The sequence below is a fragment of the Chitinophaga jiangningensis genome (genome assembly GCF_900142605.1).
Lineage (GTDB): Bacteria > Bacteroidota > Bacteroidia > Chitinophagales > Chitinophagaceae > Chitinophaga > Chitinophaga jiangningensis.
In genome coordinates, this window is sequence record NZ_FRBL01000003.1 from 26,438 (window position 1) to 43,684 (window position 17,247).

Annotated in this window: 13 protein-coding genes; 9 read left to right on the forward strand and 4 right to left on the reverse strand. The window is 48.9% G+C overall.

The window, feature by feature from the left end; genetic code table 11:
- Positions 1–175 precede the first annotated feature (175 nt).
- The 9 genes from BUB18_RS07700 to BUB18_RS07740 all read left to right on the forward strand — a co-directional run bounded on the left by BUB18_RS07700 (position 176) and on the right by BUB18_RS07740 (position 12,806).
- Positions 176–2,032: an alpha-amylase family glycosyl hydrolase gene (locus tag BUB18_RS07700; protein WP_073079632.1), complete on the forward strand. Its 1,857-nt coding sequence runs from the start codon at positions 176–178 to the stop codon at positions 2,030–2,032.
- Positions 2,033–2,092: 60 nt separating this feature from the next.
- Positions 2,093–5,065 carry a SusC/RagA family TonB-linked outer membrane protein gene (locus tag BUB18_RS07705; RefSeq protein WP_073079633.1) on the forward strand — a complete coding sequence of 991 codons (2,973 nt, stop codon included), beginning with the start codon at positions 2,093–2,095 and terminating at the stop codon, positions 5,063–5,065.
- Between the two features lie 18 nt (positions 5,066–5,083).
- A complete protein-coding gene (locus tag BUB18_RS07710; protein ID WP_073079635.1) occupies positions 5,084–6,667 on the forward strand; it encodes a RagB/SusD family nutrient uptake outer membrane protein in 1,584 nt (527 codons plus the stop codon).
- Positions 6,668–6,678: 11 nt separating this feature from the next.
- The gene (locus tag BUB18_RS07715; protein ID WP_083549555.1) at positions 6,679–7,719 is read left to right on the forward strand and encodes a SusE domain-containing protein; all 1,041 of its coding nucleotides are present in this window, start codon (positions 6,679–6,681) and stop codon (positions 7,717–7,719) included.
- A 439-nt stretch (positions 7,720–8,158) separates the two neighbouring features.
- Positions 8,159–8,953, forward strand: a complete 795-nt coding sequence (locus tag BUB18_RS07720) for an MlaE family ABC transporter permease (RefSeq protein WP_073079639.1) — start codon at positions 8,159–8,161, stop codon at positions 8,951–8,953.
- Between the two features lie 4 nt (positions 8,954–8,957).
- Positions 8,958–9,731 carry an ABC transporter ATP-binding protein gene (locus BUB18_RS07725; RefSeq protein WP_073079641.1) on the forward strand — a complete coding sequence of 258 codons (774 nt, stop codon included), beginning with the start codon at positions 8,958–8,960 and terminating at the stop codon, positions 9,729–9,731.
- Positions 9,732–9,734: 3 nt separating this feature from the next.
- The gene (locus tag BUB18_RS07730; RefSeq protein WP_073079643.1) at positions 9,735–10,760 is read left to right on the forward strand and encodes an MlaD family protein; all 1,026 of its coding nucleotides are present in this window, start codon (positions 9,735–9,737) and stop codon (positions 10,758–10,760) included.
- Between the two features lie 117 nt (positions 10,761–10,877).
- Positions 10,878–11,645: a 23S rRNA pseudouridine(2604) synthase RluF gene (gene rluF / locus BUB18_RS07735; protein ID WP_245805626.1), complete on the forward strand. Its 768-nt coding sequence runs from the start codon at positions 10,878–10,880 to the stop codon at positions 11,643–11,645.
- A gap of 12 nt (positions 11,646–11,657) precedes the next feature.
- Complete coding sequence (locus BUB18_RS07740) at positions 11,658–12,806, forward strand: putative sensor domain DACNV-containing protein (RefSeq protein WP_073079644.1); 1,149 nt, start codon at positions 11,658–11,660, stop codon at positions 12,804–12,806.
- 6 nt (positions 12,807–12,812) lie between these two features.
- Here the strand turns inward: BUB18_RS07740 and BUB18_RS07745 are convergent, their stop codons facing one another.
- The 4 genes from BUB18_RS07745 to BUB18_RS07760 all read right to left on the reverse strand — a co-directional run bounded on the left by BUB18_RS07745 (position 12,813) and on the right by BUB18_RS07760 (position 17,204).
- Positions 12,813–13,952, reverse strand: a complete 1,140-nt coding sequence (locus BUB18_RS07745) for a lactonase family protein (RefSeq protein WP_073079646.1) — start codon at positions 13,950–13,952, stop codon at positions 12,813–12,815.
- Between the two features lie 95 nt (positions 13,953–14,047).
- Entirely contained in the window at positions 14,048–14,449 is a 402-nt protein-coding gene (locus BUB18_RS07750) for a VOC family protein (RefSeq protein ID WP_073079648.1), read from the reverse strand.
- Positions 14,450–14,538: 89 nt separating this feature from the next.
- Entirely contained in the window at positions 14,539–16,260 is a 1,722-nt protein-coding gene (locus tag BUB18_RS07755; RefSeq protein ID WP_073079650.1) for an ATP-binding response regulator, read from the reverse strand.
- Between the two features lie 176 nt (positions 16,261–16,436).
- Positions 16,437–17,204 (reverse strand): nuclear transport factor 2 family protein, encoded by a 768-nt coding sequence (locus tag BUB18_RS07760; RefSeq protein ID WP_073079652.1) that lies wholly within the window; start codon positions 17,202–17,204, stop codon positions 16,437–16,439.
- Positions 17,205–17,247 lie beyond the last annotated feature (43 nt).

The window sequence follows — 17,247 nt, forward strand, 5'->3', positions numbered from 1 at the left end:
AAAAATAATTGTTAAACAACCACTTTTTTATACGAACGACGTCATTTTTTATACTAACTGCATGAAACCCGCATCCCCCGATTTATGTAGCAGGAACGGGGTTGTAAGTATAAGCACCCTTTACGGATGAAGCAGGTTTACATAAATTGCCTCACTGAATTTTTACGTTCCACTTATGACGAAAAAACTGATAGCCGGACTGCTGATAATGTGTGCTACTATTATTGCCTATGCCAAACAACCTGCCGTTTACCCGGTAAACTGGTGGGCGGGCATGCAAACCAACAAACTGCAACTACTGCTCAAAAGTGATGACGCTGCATTTAGCAAAGGAAAAATCGATGTAAACTATAAGGGTATCCAGGTGCTTGGTACACATAGGTTCGAAAACGGAAAATACCTGGCCATGGATATCGAAATCGCGCCGGACGCAAAGCCGGGTAACGTAGATTTTATTCATACCATCAACGGTAAAAAGTCACATATCTACTGGCCACTCAAAGCCCGTACCGGCCAGCCCGGCCGCACGTTTGCCCAGGGGGTGAGCTCAGCCGATATGATCTATTTTATGCTGCCGGACCGCTTCTCCAACGGCGACACCACCAACGACCGTATTAAAGGGTACAGGGATCAGTCGCTCGATAGAAGTGATTATTACGCCCGCCATGGGGGCGACTTTCAGGGTGTTATCAATCACCTGGACTACTTTCAGGAATTAGGTGCCACCGCCATCTGGATGACCCCCGTGATGGAAAACGATATGCCTTCCCGCACGGAGCACGGCTATGCCATCACCAATCCTTACCAGATCGATCAACGCTATGGCGGCAACGAAGGGTATAAAATCCTCAGCGATTCCCTACATAAAAGAGGGATGAAGCTCGTGCAGGACGCGGTATACAACCATACCGGCACCTGGCATTTTATAGTGCAGGACCTGCCATCGGCCGACTGGCTAAATCAATGGCCCACTTTTACCGGCACCAGTGCCCGTGAACAGGCCCTGTTTGATCCACACGCCTCCGCAATGGATAAGCGCCGCATGACTGATGGCTGGTTTGTGAAGGAAATGCCGGACTGGAATCAACGCAACCCGTACGTGGCCAATTTCATCATACAGAATGCTATCTGGTACATCGAGGAATTTGGCGTGGATGCAGTACGTATTGATACCTATATGTACAACGACCAGGAATTTGGCAATATCTGTAATGCCGCGCTGCTAAAGGAATACCCGCAGCTTGCCATCTTCGGGGAAGTACTGGTGCAAAACACGCCTAACCAGGTTTACTTTGTACAAAACAATATCAACACGCCTTTCAAAAGTAACCTGCCAGGCGTACTGGATTTCCAGGCGCTTTTTAACGGCATTGTACCGGCGCTTACACAGGAACTGGGTTGGAACACAGGCGTGATACAGCTTTACAATGTACTCGCTTACGACTTCCTCTATAAAGATCCCACCAAAAATGTTTTACTGCTGGATAATCATGACCTCAACCGGTTTTTTTCAGTAGTAAAGGAAGATGTGGCCAAGCAAAAGATGGCCTACACGTGGTTGCTCACCAGTCGCGGTATACCTCAACTCTACTACGGTTCAGAAGTGCTGATGAAAGGAGAAACCAAGCCTGACGGCCTGGTACGACTTGATTTCCCGGGCGGATGGAAAAATGATCCCCGCAATGCATTCACCGGTGCAGGCATGAGTGAAGCGGAAATAGAGGTACAGCAGCTTGTAAAGAAATTAGGTACATATCGCAAAAATTCTTCTGCATTAAAATTCGGACAATTGATGCAATTTGCGCCCCAGGACGGACTCTACGTCTACTTTCGTTACAACAATGATCAAACGGTGATGTGTGTGATGAACACATCAAAAGTTAGCAGGAAGATAGATTTTAACTACTTCAACGAACGTACAGCAGGATTCTCTGCCGCTACAAATATCATTACGGGCGATAATATTAAACTGGATGGTAATACGGAAATTCCGGCCATGCAGTCATGGGTTTTTGAAATGAAAATAGAATAGCAAATGGAGATGCCACTTAGTAAAACTGTAACTATATATCATCCAACAATTCACTTCGTTATGAAAAAGTTCTACCGTAGGCTTTTTATGGCTGTAACGGCACTGTTGCTATGTGCGTTTTCCGTGCATGCGCAGACGCAGGTCAGCGGGAAAGTCACTGATGCCGAAACCGGCGAATCCCTGCCGGGCGTGAGTATCCAGATCAAGGGTACTAACCGCGGCACGCAAACTGATGCACAAGGACATTATTCCATTGTAGGAACCACCCCAACCTCCGTGCTGATCTTCTCCTTTTTGGGTAAAGCACCACAGGAAATTACCGTAGGTAATCAGTCATCCATCGAGGTGAAACTCGGAGATGACCATCGCACCTTAAACGAAGCAGTAGTGATCGGATACGGTGTGCAGAAAAAGAAAGATGTGACCGGTAGTATCACCACCATCTCCTCAAAAGATTTCCAGAAAGGTACGATTCAAACGCCTGATCAACTCATTGTAGGTAAGGTAGCCGGTGTGGCTATTACTTCCAACAGCGGACAGCCTGGGGTGGGTAGTACCATCCGCATCCGCGGCGGGTCATCCCTCAACGCCAGCAACGATCCGCTGTTTGTGATCGACGGGGTGCCTTTAAGTGGTTCCACTATCAATGGAGCACCGAACCCGCTGGCACTGATCAACCCGAATGATATTGAGAGCATGACGGTGTTGAAGGATGCTGCTGCCACTGCTATCTACGGTTCCAGGGCTTCTAACGGCGTCATAATGATTACCACCAAAAAAGGTAAATCTGGTGCACCTAAAATTACTTTCAATACTAATATCGGTGTCGGTAAAATCACTAAAAAGGTAGATGTTTTGGACGCAGCCGAATACCGCCAATATGTCGATTCATTAGGTACACCGGCGCAGAAAGCACTGATGGGCAAAGCCAGCACCGACTGGCAGGATCAGATCTACCGCACCTCCATCAGCAACGATAATAACCTGAGTGTTGCCGGGGCTTTAAAGAACATGCCTTACCGTATTTCTGCCAACTTTACCAATCAAACCGGTGTGCTCATCACTGATAACCTGAAACGTAGCTTCCTCGGGGTAAACCTGAATCCTTCCTTTTTTGATAACCACCTGAAAGTGAACATCAGCGCCAAAGGAGTGATTTCAAAAGCACACTATGCCAACCAGCAGGCTATCATCAGCGCCGTGCAATTCGATCCCACACAGCCGGTATACGATAGCACCAGTCCTTTCGGTGGCTACTTCGAATGGTACACCAAAGACGCAGCAACGGGTGCGGTTACACTTAATCCAAATGCGCCCCGCAACCCCGTTTCCCTGATCCGCATGCAGGACAACAACAGCGAAGTAAAACGCAGCTACGGTAACATCGAATTCGATTACAAATTCCACTTCCTGCCGGAACTGCGCGCCAACTTAAACCTCGGCTACGATGTATCCCAGGGTACCGGCACCACCTTCGTACCAGCGGATGCTGCCCAGCAATACACTGTAGGGGGGCAGAATAACCACTTCCTGCAAAAAATGAATAATAGAGTAGGAGAGTTTTACCTGAACTACGTGAAAACGCTGCCGGGTATTAAATCCAATATCAACGTACTGGCGGGTTACGGCTATTACGATAATAAAACAACCAACTACAACTACGCCAGCTATAACGCCAAAGGGGAAGTGATAGAAGGCAGCGAGCCTAAGTTCCCGCTGGATATTCCGCAGAACACGCTCATCTCTTACTATGGCCGTTTGATTTATACCTTCGATGATAAATACATCTTCGCAGGATCTATCCGTACGGATGGTTCCTCCCGCTTTGCGCCTGAAAACCGCTGGGGTGTATTCCCTTCCGCAGCGCTGACCTGGAGAATCAACCGTGAGAATTTCCTGAAAGATGCCAAAGTGCTCAACGACCTGAAATTGCGCCTGAGCTACGGTATCACGGGTAACCAGGATGGTATCGCCAACTACTCCTACATGGCAATCTATTCCACCAGCTCCAACAGCAGCATGTACCAGTTTGGTAACAACTGGTACAACATGCAGGCACCGGCAGCATACGATAAAAATATCAAATGGGAACAAACCGAAACTTATAACGCGGGCGTAGATTTCGCCTTCCTCGACGATCGCCTGAGAGGTAGTCTGGATGCATACTGGAAGAAAACCAAAAATCTCCTCAATACCGTTCCAATTCCTATCGGTTCCAACTTCAGTAATCAGATACTGACCAACGTTGGTAACATTGAGAACAAAGGGGTGGAACTAAACCTGGAAGCTATTCCGATCGAAAAAGGTAAGTTTTCCTGGAATGTGAACTTTAATCTCACCCTGAATCAAAATAAAATCACTAACCTAACCGCAGTAACAGATCCAAGTTTTGTAGGTAACCTCACCGGTGGTATCACCGGCGGTACCGGTCAGTCCATCCAGATCCATTCAGTAGGTTATAATACTTTCTCCTACTACGTTTACAAACAGGTGTATGATGCCAGCGGCAAACCGATCGAAGGCGTATACGAAGATCTGAACAAAGACGGCGTGATCAACGAAAAAGATATGTATCGCTACAAATCCCCGGCACCTAAGGTGTTCCTGGGCTTCGGTACCTCGTTTACCTACGACCGCTGGGTACTCAGCACCAGCCTCCGCGCCAACCTGGGCAACTACATGTATAACAATGTGGCGTCCAACTTCGGCGTAAGGAGGAATATACTGAACCCGCTGGGACTGCTCAACAACAGTACCACCGACATCTACAACACCAACTTCTTCAACAACCAATACCAGTCTGACTACTATGTGCAGAATGCCTCTTTCCTGCGTATGGATAACCTGAGCATTGGTTACAACTTCGGTTCCCTGTTTAAAAACACGGCACATCTGCGTTTGAATGCATCCTGCCAGAATGTGTTTGTGATCACGAAGTATAAAGGACTGGATCCGGAAATCAGCAGTGGTATTGACTACAACCTGTACCCAAGGTCAAGAACATTTACACTGGGCGCTAACCTGGAGTTTTAATTAAAAAATTTTGGTAAGATGAAAAAGAACTTTCTCAAAATATGTGTGCTGGCGGCAGTGGTAGGTTTTAGCTCCTGTACAAAGGACCTGGACAGGATGCCGACCAACTCCACCACTTCCGATATTGCCTACGGTACCCTGGCGGGATACAAGCAGGTGCTGGCAAAGGTGTACGGCAGTTTTGCACTGGCCGGTAATAATGGTACTTCCACTTCCGACCTGGCAGGTATTGATCCGGGCCAGGCCGATTTCCTCCGCCTCTACTGGAACGCCCAGGAGCTGCCTACCGAAGAAGCCATGTGCGTATGGAATGATCCGGGTATTCCTGACTTCCATTACATGAATTGGACCAGCAACAACGTACTGCTGGCAGCGTTATACAACCGGGCGCTGTTCCATGTTACCGTGGCCAATGAATTCCTACGCGAGTCAACCGATGATAAAATTGCTTCCCGTGGTTTTTCAGGTAAAGATGCGGACGAGATTAAAACCTATCGTGCGGAAGCGCGCTTCCTGCGTGCGTTTGAATATTGGGTGCTGATGGACCTGTTTGCAAATCCTCCGTTTGTAACAGAGAATGATCCAATAGGTAAATATATTCCGCCACAAACTACCCGTGCGGAGCTTTTTAAATATCTGGAGTCGGAACTGCTGGCAATTGAACCACTGGTGGTAACGGCAAGAAATAACGAGTACGCCCGCGTGGATCAGGCAGCAGTATGGGCCCTGTTGGCCCGCCTGTACCTCAATGCGGAAGTTTACCTGGGTAAAGGCAATGGCAAATACACCGAGGCAATCACTTATTCCTCCAAGGTGATCAATGCCGGTTACTCCTTAAAAACTGATTACAAAGGTTTGTTCCTGGCAGATAATAATACCGCCAATCCTGAGGTCATCCTGCCGATTGTATACGACGGGGTGAATATGCAGAATAACGGTGGTACTACCTTCATCATCAATGCGGCCATCAATGGGGATATGAACCCTGCTTCATTTGGCGTACCAGGTGGTGGCTGGGGTGGTAACAGAAGTACCAGTGCCCTGCCTGGCCTGTTTGCGGATAAAACGGGTGCTACCGACAAGCGCGCCATGTTCTATGGCGATAAGCCGGAGATCGTGGATGTGTCCCAATTTGCAGAAGGACTGAGAGTAACAAAATACCGTAACGTGACCTCAACAGGCGTAACGCCTCCGGCTCCGGGTGGTGCTTTCAGCTCCGTTGACTTCCCGCTGTTCCGCCTGGCAGAGCAGTACCTGATATACGCAGAAGCAGTGAAACGCGGTGGTACCGGCGGCAATGAAACAACCGCACTGGGTTACCTGAATGCACTACGGCAACGCGCCTACGGAAATACTTCCGGCAACATCAGCTCCTATACGCTGGATTTTGTGCTGGAAGAAAGAGGCCGTGAATTATACTGGGAAGCCTTCCGCCGTACGGACCTTATTCGTTACGATAAGTTCACTGCTTCCGGCTATGTTTGGCCATGGAAGGGCGGCGTGAAAGACGGAAGAGGAGTGGAGTCGTTCCGTAATGTTTACCCGCTGCCAGCTACTGACCTGACAGCCAACCCGTCTCTCAAACAGAATACCGGTTACTAAATCACGTTATCATGAAAAAGACTATTTATCAATATATCATTGCCGGTATGTTCGCAGCTGCGCTGTGGTCCTGCAAAAAAGATGAGGTAAAAACCATTGCACAGCCGGGGACTGCGCCCGCGCTCAGTGCCACCGCAGATACTGTGATCCTGCAAAAGGACCATGCCGGGGACAATGCGGTTACCTTTAAATGGAACGCTTCCAGCTTCGGCTTCAATGGCGTGGTAAAGTACAGCCTCGAGTTCGCAAAGAAAGGTAACAACTTTGCTACGGTGAAGTCGGTGACGGCGGATACACTCAGTAAAACGCTGACGATTGCTGAGCTGAATACCATCGCCAATGGGTTGGAAGTGGACAATGGTGTACTGGCGAACCTGGAGGTGCGGGTAAAAGCTATTATCAGCAACAACTACCAGGCAGCATATTCCAACACACAGCAACTGGTGGTGAGTTCTTACCTGGACCTGATCGATTACCCCACGATGTACGCGCCGGGCGATTACCAGGGATGGAATCCTGCAGGTGCCGTAAAGGTGGTATCGCTGAAATCCGATAAAGTGTATGAAGGGTATGCCTATTTCTCCGCAGCCACTACCACCTTCAAATTTACATCTACTGACAGCTGGAGTGGTACCAACTATGGTGGTACCAGTGCCGGCAACAAAGGAGTGTTATCTACCACCGGCGATAATTTGCAGATAACCGGTGCCGGTTATTATTACCTCACGCTGGACCTGGGTTCCAATGCCTGGTCGGCCACTGCTACCACCTGGTCCATGACCGGTAATGCAGCTAAAGGCTGGGGTGAGGACCTTGACCTGACCTATGACGCTGCAAAAGGACTATGGTCGGTTACGGCGGATCTTTCTGCCGGAGAGTTTAAATTCAGGGCTAATCATGCTTACGATATCAATTACGGCGATAACAAGCCTGGTGATCCGTTCCTGAACAGGGATGGTGGAAACATCGTTGTTGCTGAAGCAGGCACTTATGAGGTGACACTGAACCTGGGTATTGCAGGCAACTACTCCTATACCCTCAAAAAGAAATAGTTTTTAACGTGGAGGAGCTGGCAACGGTCAGTTCCCATATTCAATAAGGGCAAACGGAATGAAGGGCTGTCTCTGCAGAAGGGGCGGCCTTTCATTTTTTGTGGCGGCATTGAGGAATTTATTGCCCGCTTCGGGCGGCCTGGCAGCACCCGGTGCAGGAATCAGGCAGGTTATTTTTGGGTTATGTTCACAGATAGGTGAAAATTTCAGGTCTTAAAAAATGAAGCTTTTGCAACCGGCTGAAATGCCCCTACATCCTTGTGTATGAAGGAAATAAGTGTCCTGTTAACCCATGATTTTCAACCCCTCCCGGTGTGAAACTTTTCATTTTTCTTTTCCACATGTAACAATCTGAGAACCAAAATTGTAATTTAGCGGGATGGTTGTGTCATGAACGTACTGCGTATAGGCATAATTGATATAAAAAAAATTTCGGCAAATGGATTCCAGCAGCGGACAACCGGAGAAGCCAGTTGTGTCCAGGGGGTTAGATAATTTCTTCCTGGATATCTACAGTATCTTCCAGTTTATCAAACGCTTTTTCAGAGAGGCGTTACGCCCTCCATTGGAGGTAAAAGAGTTTATCAGGCAGTGCTACATGGTAGGGTATAAGTCCCTCGCGTTAATCACCATGACGGGCTTTATCACAGGATTGGTATTTACCAAACAATCACGTCCTTCCTTATCTGAATTCGGGGCCACTTCCTGGCTGCCTTCCCTGATTGCCATTGCGGTGGTAAGGGCGCTGGCGCCACTGGTAACTTCCCTGATATGTGCAGGTAAGGTGGGCTCCAGCATCGGTGCGGAACTTGCTTCCATGAAGGTAACAGAACAGATCGATGCGATGGAAGTATCTGCCATCAACCCATTCAAATACCTGGTAGTAACCAGGGTATTAGCTACCACGGTTTGTATCCCCATTCTGGTTTGTTACACCGGTCTGGTAGCTATGCTTGGTTCTTATCTTGATATTCATCTGAATGAGCATACCAGCTTTGTCACCTTCTTCCAGAATGCATTTAAGAACATCACTTTCCTGGATTTTGGGACCACGGTATTCAAGGCGATTGCTTATGGATTCACCATCGGTATTGTAGGCTGTTTCCAGGGATGGAGAGCTTCACAGGGCACCCAGGGCGTAGGTAAAGCTGCCAACGTTTCCGTAGTAGTGTCCATGTTCCTCATCTTCCTTGAAGAAGTAGTAATTGTACAGGTGGCAAACGCTTTCAGATAACAGTATGAAGAATTTTAAACCAAATATCGACTGGCAGGACAAGGTGATCGATATCAAGGATCTCTTTAAATCCTTTGGCTCCAACCATGTACTCAGAGGCATCAGTCTTGAAGTACACAAGGGGGAAAACGTGGTGGTTTTAGGGAGATCAGGAACCGGCAAATCGGTATTGATCAAGATCATGGTAGGTTTGCTCTCGCCGGATTCCGGTGAGGTAAATGTACTCGGTAAGGAAGTGCCCACCCTCTCTGTCCAGGAATTAAGAGAGCTGCGCCTGCGGGTAGGCTTCTGCTTCCAGAACGGGGCCTTGTATGATAGTATGACCGTCGGCGAAAACCTGGCCTTTCCCCTCAAACGCAATACCCCTGGTATCAGCAGGGCAAAGGTGAAAGAAATGGTAGCCAATGTACTGGATGCAGTAGGATTGTCTCAAACCCTCGACCAGATGCCGTCCGAACTATCCGGTGGCCAGCGTAAGCGTATCGGTATCGCCCGTACGCTGATCCTCCGCCCGGATATCATGCTCTATGATGAGCCTACGGCCGGACTGGACCCGATCACCTGCACGGAGATCAATAACCTTATTAATGAAGTTCAGCAACGCTTTAATACCACCTCCATCATTATTACCCACGACCTCACCTGCGCCAAGGCAGTAGGCGATACCATCGTGGTAATGAAGGAAGGTAAGTTCATCAAACGCGGACCCTTCGATGAAGTGTTCGATTCCAACGATGAACTGATCAGGGAGTTTTATGATTATAATTTTATCCAGTAATTTATGAAAGATACAAGTAACAGAAGGTCGGTCATTGTAGGGATATTCATCCTGATCGGTGTCCTCATTTTTATCGCTGCCATCCTCACCCTTGGTGGACAAAAGAAAGCTTTTGTATCCGCCATCAGAGTGAAGGCAATCTTTAAAGATGTGAATGGCCTGGCCGAAGGAAACAACGTATGGTATTCCGGTGTAAAGGTAGGTACCGTTAAAAAAATCACCTTCGTACGCCACGACGAAATTCTCGTAGAGATGAACGTTGAAAAGAGCGCCGCTAAATACATCCATAAGGATGTAGCCGTAAAGGTGAGCTCCGATGGCTTCGTGGGTAACAAAATCATTGCCTTAACCGGTGGTACGGATAAAGTACCGGATATTGAAGATGGGGACCAGCTACAGGTAGAAACTACTGTAGGCGCGGATGAAATCATGAACACCCTCCAGGTAAATAATAAATCACTGGTAGAAATCACCTCCAACCTCAAAGTGATCACCAAGAAAATGATGGACGGGGAAGGCACCGTAGGTAAACTCCTCACCGATGATGCGCTGTACAATGAATTACAGGGTACCATTGCTGCACTGCAAAAAACTGCCGGTAATACCCAGCGCCTCACCGAAGGCCTGTCGGCCTACGCAGCCAAACTGCAAACACCTGGTTCACTGTCTAATGACCTCGTGTCCGACACTGTGGTATTTGCACATCTGCGCAGCACCATGCGCCAGCTGGATGAAGTAGCCGCCAACGCCAACACCATGGTGGAAAGCCTGAAATCTACCACCAACGGCTTAAATCAGAACCTCAACAGCAGCAATACGCCGGCAGGGGTATTGCTAAGCGACAAACCAACTGCTGAGGCCCTGAAATCTACCATGCAAAACCTTCAGAGCACCAGTGTGAAACTGGATGAAAACATGGAAGCGCTGAAACACAACTTCCTCCTCCGCGGCTATTTCCGTAAACAGGAAAAAAGAGCCAGAAAGGAAGCCGCTAAACAAGCAAAAGATTCCGCAAGAGCAGCACAATAGTCTTATACTTGATCATATTACGGATGATGGTGAGGGCCTCCGGCACTCACCATCATCCGTTTTAAGGCCTGTCTTCGGCAGGCCTTAAAACGGATGACAAGCGCAAAATCATTACTTTTGCTGTCTGACTTACAGCAAAATATGAACACCAGCGTTAATAAATATATCAGTGATACCGGCTTTTGCAGCCGCAGAGAGGCAGATAAACTAATAGAACAGGCCCGTGTAACCATTAACGATAACATCGCCCTAAAGGGCGACCGCGTCAATGAAGGCGACGTGGTAGAGGTGGACGGCGAACCGCTCAAAAAAAAGAAAACTACCGTTTACATTGCCCTCAACAAACCCAAAGGCATTACCTGCACTACCGATAAAAAAGATAAAACCAATATCGTCGATTTCCTGAATTATTCCAGCCGCGTATTTCCGATCGGCCGACTGGATAAATTGTCGGAAGGACTGATTTTCCTGACCAATGACGGCGACATCGTCAATAAAATTCTGCGCGCGGGCAACCAGCACGAGAAGGAATATGTTGTTACGGTAGACAAGCCCATCACACTGGACTTCATTAAGGCGATGCGCAGCGGCGTGAAAATCCTTGGTACCACCACCTTACCGGCATTCGTAAAGCAGGAGGGTACCAATCGCTTCCGCATCATCCTCACCCAGGGGCTGAACCGGCAAATACGCCGCATGGCCGAAGCGCTGGACTACCGCGTAACAGCGTTGAAGCGGGTACGCATTATGAATATCGCCCTGAAAGACCTGCCACCAGGCAAATGGCGTTATTTTACAAAAGAAGAGATCAATACCATCAACAGTATGGTGGCTAACAGCAGCAAAACGCAGCATAGCACCGACAATAGCGGAATGGACGAATAATACTACGATACTATGGACCTTACTTTTAACTCCACATACCAGGCTGCCGTTAAAGTGGCGGAACCCGTTTCCGACCATTTTCAGCAGCATATGTATACGGCACAGGAAAACGGGGAAGATGACCTCGCCACCGTGCCTACGGCAAAAATAATTGAACGCATGATCGACATTGCCTTCTGGGCCAGCCTGCGCCGCGAAGAAGGTAATGCCACCCGCATATCCCTGGCTTTCCTGCAGCCCTCCCAGGCTGGTAAGCCGCTGTTGCTGGCTAACAGGATTCCCCTCACGCCTTATGCGCTCACTAAACTGGCGCCGGGTGTGGAAAGAGCAGGCATTCATATCGGCATCTGGTATGAAGATAATGAACTCTACATCTGGGGTACTACCACCAAACTGCCTAATCTCTGCTTTGTGCTGGATGTGGCAGAACCAGGCCTGCTAGTGGTGAAACACCGGCGCCTGCTGGGACTGGGCAAGTTCACCAACGTGGCTGTGCTCAAAGGGGATCAGGTGAAAATCGTGGATGAAGGCTGTAGCATGAAAAGAGATATCCCCGATATCCTCAGCTCGCTGCTGGGCCATAAATCCTCCCCGGTATGGAATAACCCTACCAATGTGCTCATCCAGATCGCTGTATCTATGCGGGCCCATGGCAAAGGAGGCATCCTGCTCGTTACCCCACCGGATACGGATGAGTGGCGGGATTCCATTATCCATCCGTTGTCGTACCCTATTTCACCGGCATTTTCCGGGGTGGCGGACCTCGTTCGCAGGGACGACCGCAGTGTGAGCGAAATTTTCTGGCAGAATGCGCTGCGCAGGGAAGTAGATAATGTAAGCGGACTCACGGCAGTAGACGGTGCTACCATCATCAACTCCCGCCATGAGCTGCTGGCATTTGGCGCTAAAATTACCCGCTCCTATAACTCCACGGCAGTAGAGCAGGTGATGATGCTGGAACCAGTGCTGGACGGGCGTCCACACGTAGTGCATCCGTCGGGCATTGGAGGTACCAGGCATTTATCGGCCGCACAGTTTGTACACGACCAGCGTAACTGCCTGGCCCTCGTAGCTTCACAGGATGGTTATTTCACGATCTTCTCCTGGTCGCCGTCTATACAAATGGTACAGGGGCATAAGATCGATATCCTGCTTATGTAAAATCGTTTATTCTTTCACGTTATAAGCACGAATCTTAATACAGGAAGGTGCTTTGATGTGATCTATCTTACCGGCAGGCGTCAACGCGCCTGTCTTTTTATTTCTGCGAAACAGTACAATGTCGTCACTCATCTGATGGGCTACCAGCAGGTAGTTGCCCGTTGGGTCTATCACAAAATTGCGCGGGTGGTTGCCACCGCTGGCGGTGATAGCGGTTTTGGTGAGTAGTCCCGTGTGTACGTTTACGTTATAGGTCACAATAATATTTTCGTTACCTCTGGTAGTAGCATACAAATATTTTCCATCCGGTGAGAGATGAATGTCGCCCGCACCATAATCTTCCACACCTTGCAGCGCATGCGCCGCGATCGTTTGCAGCGGCGTAAGGCCGCCATTTGCATAGCGGTAAACTACCACGTTCCCACTGATTTCCTCTACGCAGTAACCAAATTTTCCGTTGCGATGAAACTCAAAATGCCGGGGCCCTGCGTTGCGCGCTGTTAGTGTAAAAGGTGGCGTGGCAGGGACGAGGGTAGTGGCGCCGCCCTGTAAGCGGAACCAGTGGATCTTATCAGCACCGAGGTCTGGCGCATATACGTATTGCTCGTCCGGACTAAACCCGATGGAATGCACATGGGACTGTTTTTGTCGCGGCCCGGTACTGCTGTCTTTTATAACAATCGTTTGCCCTGATGCACCGATGGACCCATCACTGTTCAGGGGATGTATGCGCAGGCTGCCGGCAGTATAATTCGCATTGGCGAGCCAGGTGTTGGCGTGGTTAACGGCAACGTACACCGGGTTTTCGCCGCCGCTGGTTTGACTGTTGATGAACTGCAGCTTTCCCTGTATGCTGTCGAAGCTGTAGCTGCTAACCTTTCCGCCGTTGGGCACCCTGGATTCCGTGGCGGCGTACAGGTATTTCCCGTTAAAGCTCAGGTTGAGGTAGGAGGGATTTACGACATCCGTTACTGCGGATACTTTGCCGGCAGTGCCATTGGAAGGGTGGAAGCGGTACACATAAATGCCCTCCTGGCCGGTGCTGTTATTGTAGGAGCCCACAAACATGTAGTGGCGTTGTGCATGCGCGGATATGGTCAGCAGGCAGGCTGCGGCGAGGCATGATAATCGGTGGAATTTATTCATAGCCCGCAAAATATAAAAATCAGCCCAGCAATAAAAGCCAGAAAGCCCCCCAATTGGGAGGCCTTACTGGTATGGTTGCTGAAAATCCGGCGATGTTATTGGGCAGCTGCTGTGTCCATGTACACGTATTCCCACAGGTGACCGTCGAGGTCTGCAAATCCATACGTGTACATCCATCCGTGGTCCTGTGCTGCTCTTGGAATGGAGCCACCTGCGGCAACCGCTTTGCTGACTTTATCGTCTACTTCTTCCCGGCTGCCCGCAGAGAGGCAAAGGATGGCTTCCGTTACATTATTTGCATCGGCAATAGGCTTATTGGTAAACGTCTGAAAAAACTCTTCTACTATCAGCATGAAGTAGATGGTATCTGATACTACCATGCATGCTGCTTTTTCGTCCGTAAACTGGGGGTTAAAATCATAGCCCAGCTTTGTAAAAAAGTTCATAGTATTGTCGAGGTTCTTCACCGGTAAATTCACGAATATTTGCTTGTTCATAGTTCAGTATTTTGTCTGCTGCAAACATACAATCGGCGTGGTTGCCGGGTGCTGTGGTATAGCGACAAATACCGGGTTGATTCCGACATTCACACAGCCTGTGCTGCGCCGATGATACTGCCCGGCGTGTATTCATTACCGATAGCAGCAAACAGTGCTTTTTTAGGCAGTGGTTTCAGCAGGTAGTTCTCTGCGCCCTCGTCGAGGAAGCGTAGTTGTTCCTTTTCACAGGCCGATCCGCTGATGATGATAATCCGCGACTTGGGAGACAGTACCTGTACCTGTTGAATTATTTCGTGGCCGGTCATGTCTCCGAGGAAGGCATCCAGCAGGATGACGTCCGGTTGCCACTCCCAGGCTGCTTCCAGGCCTTCCTTTCCACTGTAGGCCTGTTTCACCTGTATGCCGGTATCGTCAAAATATCGGCGCAGGTATTTCTGACTGAAAGAATCATCGTCAATCGATAACACCTTAAGGCCATGCAGTGATGCTTCGTTGATCACCGGTTTCAGCGGTGGCGCTGCCGCTGCAATCAGCGGGAAGCTCAGTGTAAAAGTGGTTCCTTTCGATTCCACACTATCCAGTATTAAGGAGCCGCCTATCACTTTAGACAAGGTGCCGGCTACATACAAGCCGATGCCGGTACCTTGCAGGAAGCTGTTCTGTTCAGTTTCGTAGAGGTTAAATATCCTGCTCATCTTTTCCTGCGACATGCCCATGCCACGGTCTCTTACCTTTAACAGGAGCGTATCATCCTGCCTGGCCAGCGTGATCGTAACTACAGTATTGTCGCGCGTGAATTTAATGGCATTTACTACCAGGTTGATCACGATTTTATTCAACGAGGTTTTGCAGGCGTAAATAAAACCTGGCACCTCATCGTCTGTTTCTACAATCAGTTTCACATGTTTTCTGTCGGCCTGGTATTGAAATGAGCGGGCAATTCCTTTGAGCCATTCTGCCGGTGCAAATATCTCCGGCTGGATTTGCTGGCGTTGCGACTGCTCCAGTTCCAGGAAATTGTTGACCACCGACATGGCATAACTGCTGCTGGTGTTGAGGTCGTGCATATATTCCAGTAGTGGTAAGTACACTTCCTTGTTTTCAATTTCTTTTGTCAGTACTTCTGTTATGCCAGTGAGAGAATGGAGTGGGTTCCGGATCTCGTGGCTAAGTACCTGCGACAATACTGACTTTTCATCCAGCGCTTTTTTTAGTGCCGCGTTGGAGGCCTTTAATGCTTTAATGAGCCGGTTTACGTGATTGCTGAAAAAGGCAACCGCTGAAGTGGTTAGTATAAACAGGCAGAAAGCGCATATATCTTTAAACAGGGCTACTGACTGGAGGCCATCTACCGGGATGGGCCGCAGGAAACCTGTTCTGAAATTTAGTTTGATGACCAGTAGCACCAGTACACAGGCGATGGAACTGATCAGAATGGTCCTGGCTTGCTTAAACAGCAGCAGGGTAAAAATGATGAGGAAAACCGCCAGCATGGTTTCGCCCACTATGGCCCCCTTGCCGATAGCCAGCGTCATGGCCGCCATATTCGTCACTATCAAAAAACATATAGCCGCCAGACTCTTCTTATTCATTTCCACGAGGATCAGCAGGCAGGTATATGCTAGTGCTGTGGCGGTGCCCATGATCATAAAAAATGGGTCTTTGGTAAAGCAAAACAGCAGCGCACAATAACAAAAGGTGAGCGCAGCAGCCAATATGCTGAGGGTAGTAATAACAATGTTGCCATCACCGCCAGCAACGGCCGGTGCCCCTGTAACTTCTGGTGTATCAGTTTTAAATAGGATCATGGTACTGAGGGGTTTAATAGATAAACGAGAAAAACGGGAGTACGTATTTTTTAAATATGTTAATACGATGTTAATCTAATGTCGGAGCAGTTGTAATTAACAGTTTAAGGAGGACTGGTAAGTCCGTTCGGGAACCTGGCTGATTGGGAACTATGTGCTCGAACTGTCGGCTAAAGTTAAAATTTCCCGTGCCCGTTGCGGCGTTCCGCCACCGGGGGGATGTATTGAATCGTATCCCAGTGTTCCGCAATTCGTCCGTCCTTCACCCGGAAAAGGTCGTAAAAGGCACAGTGCACTTTGTCCATATACCCTTCACTAACCGCCAGCACAAAATTGCCTTCTCCCAACACCTTATGTACCCGCTGATACTGCATGGTTACCCCGTGCTGCGCCCAGTCGGCCAGCGCCCGGCCCAGGCCTGAAACGCCGTCGCCAATGCCCGGATTATGCTGGATGTAATAGTCGCCGTCGAAATAGTTATCCAGTTCCTCCATCTTACCCTGTATAAGAATCGCATTCACGAAGTTGCTCACCAGCTCCTTATTTGCGGCGGTTTTCTCCAGGTCGGTGATTTCCCCGCTGCCATCTGTCATCGTATGCCCGCTGGGGTTATGAAGGTCGGGCCGTGGCTGTAGATTATCCCAATGTTCGCAGATAGTATCTCCTTCAAAACGGAAAATATCGAAGCCCACTTTGGGCCCGAAGAAATGATAATCACTGTGTGCAAAAACATAGTCATGGTCCTGGAATACCCGCACGGTATTCACCCGCGTGCTGCCGGGCTCCAGTTGCTGCAACAGCTCACGGAAGCCTTGTAATCCCCCGGCCACGGCTGTGTTGTGCTGGATGTACTGATGCGGATTAATGTAATCAATAGGGGCAGCAGCTCCTGTTTCGATGGATTTCAGCAGATCTGTTACCATCTGCTTACGGTTGTTTTTCATAAAATTATTGCTTGCTGTGGGAGAAAGGAAAAAGTGTCATTCA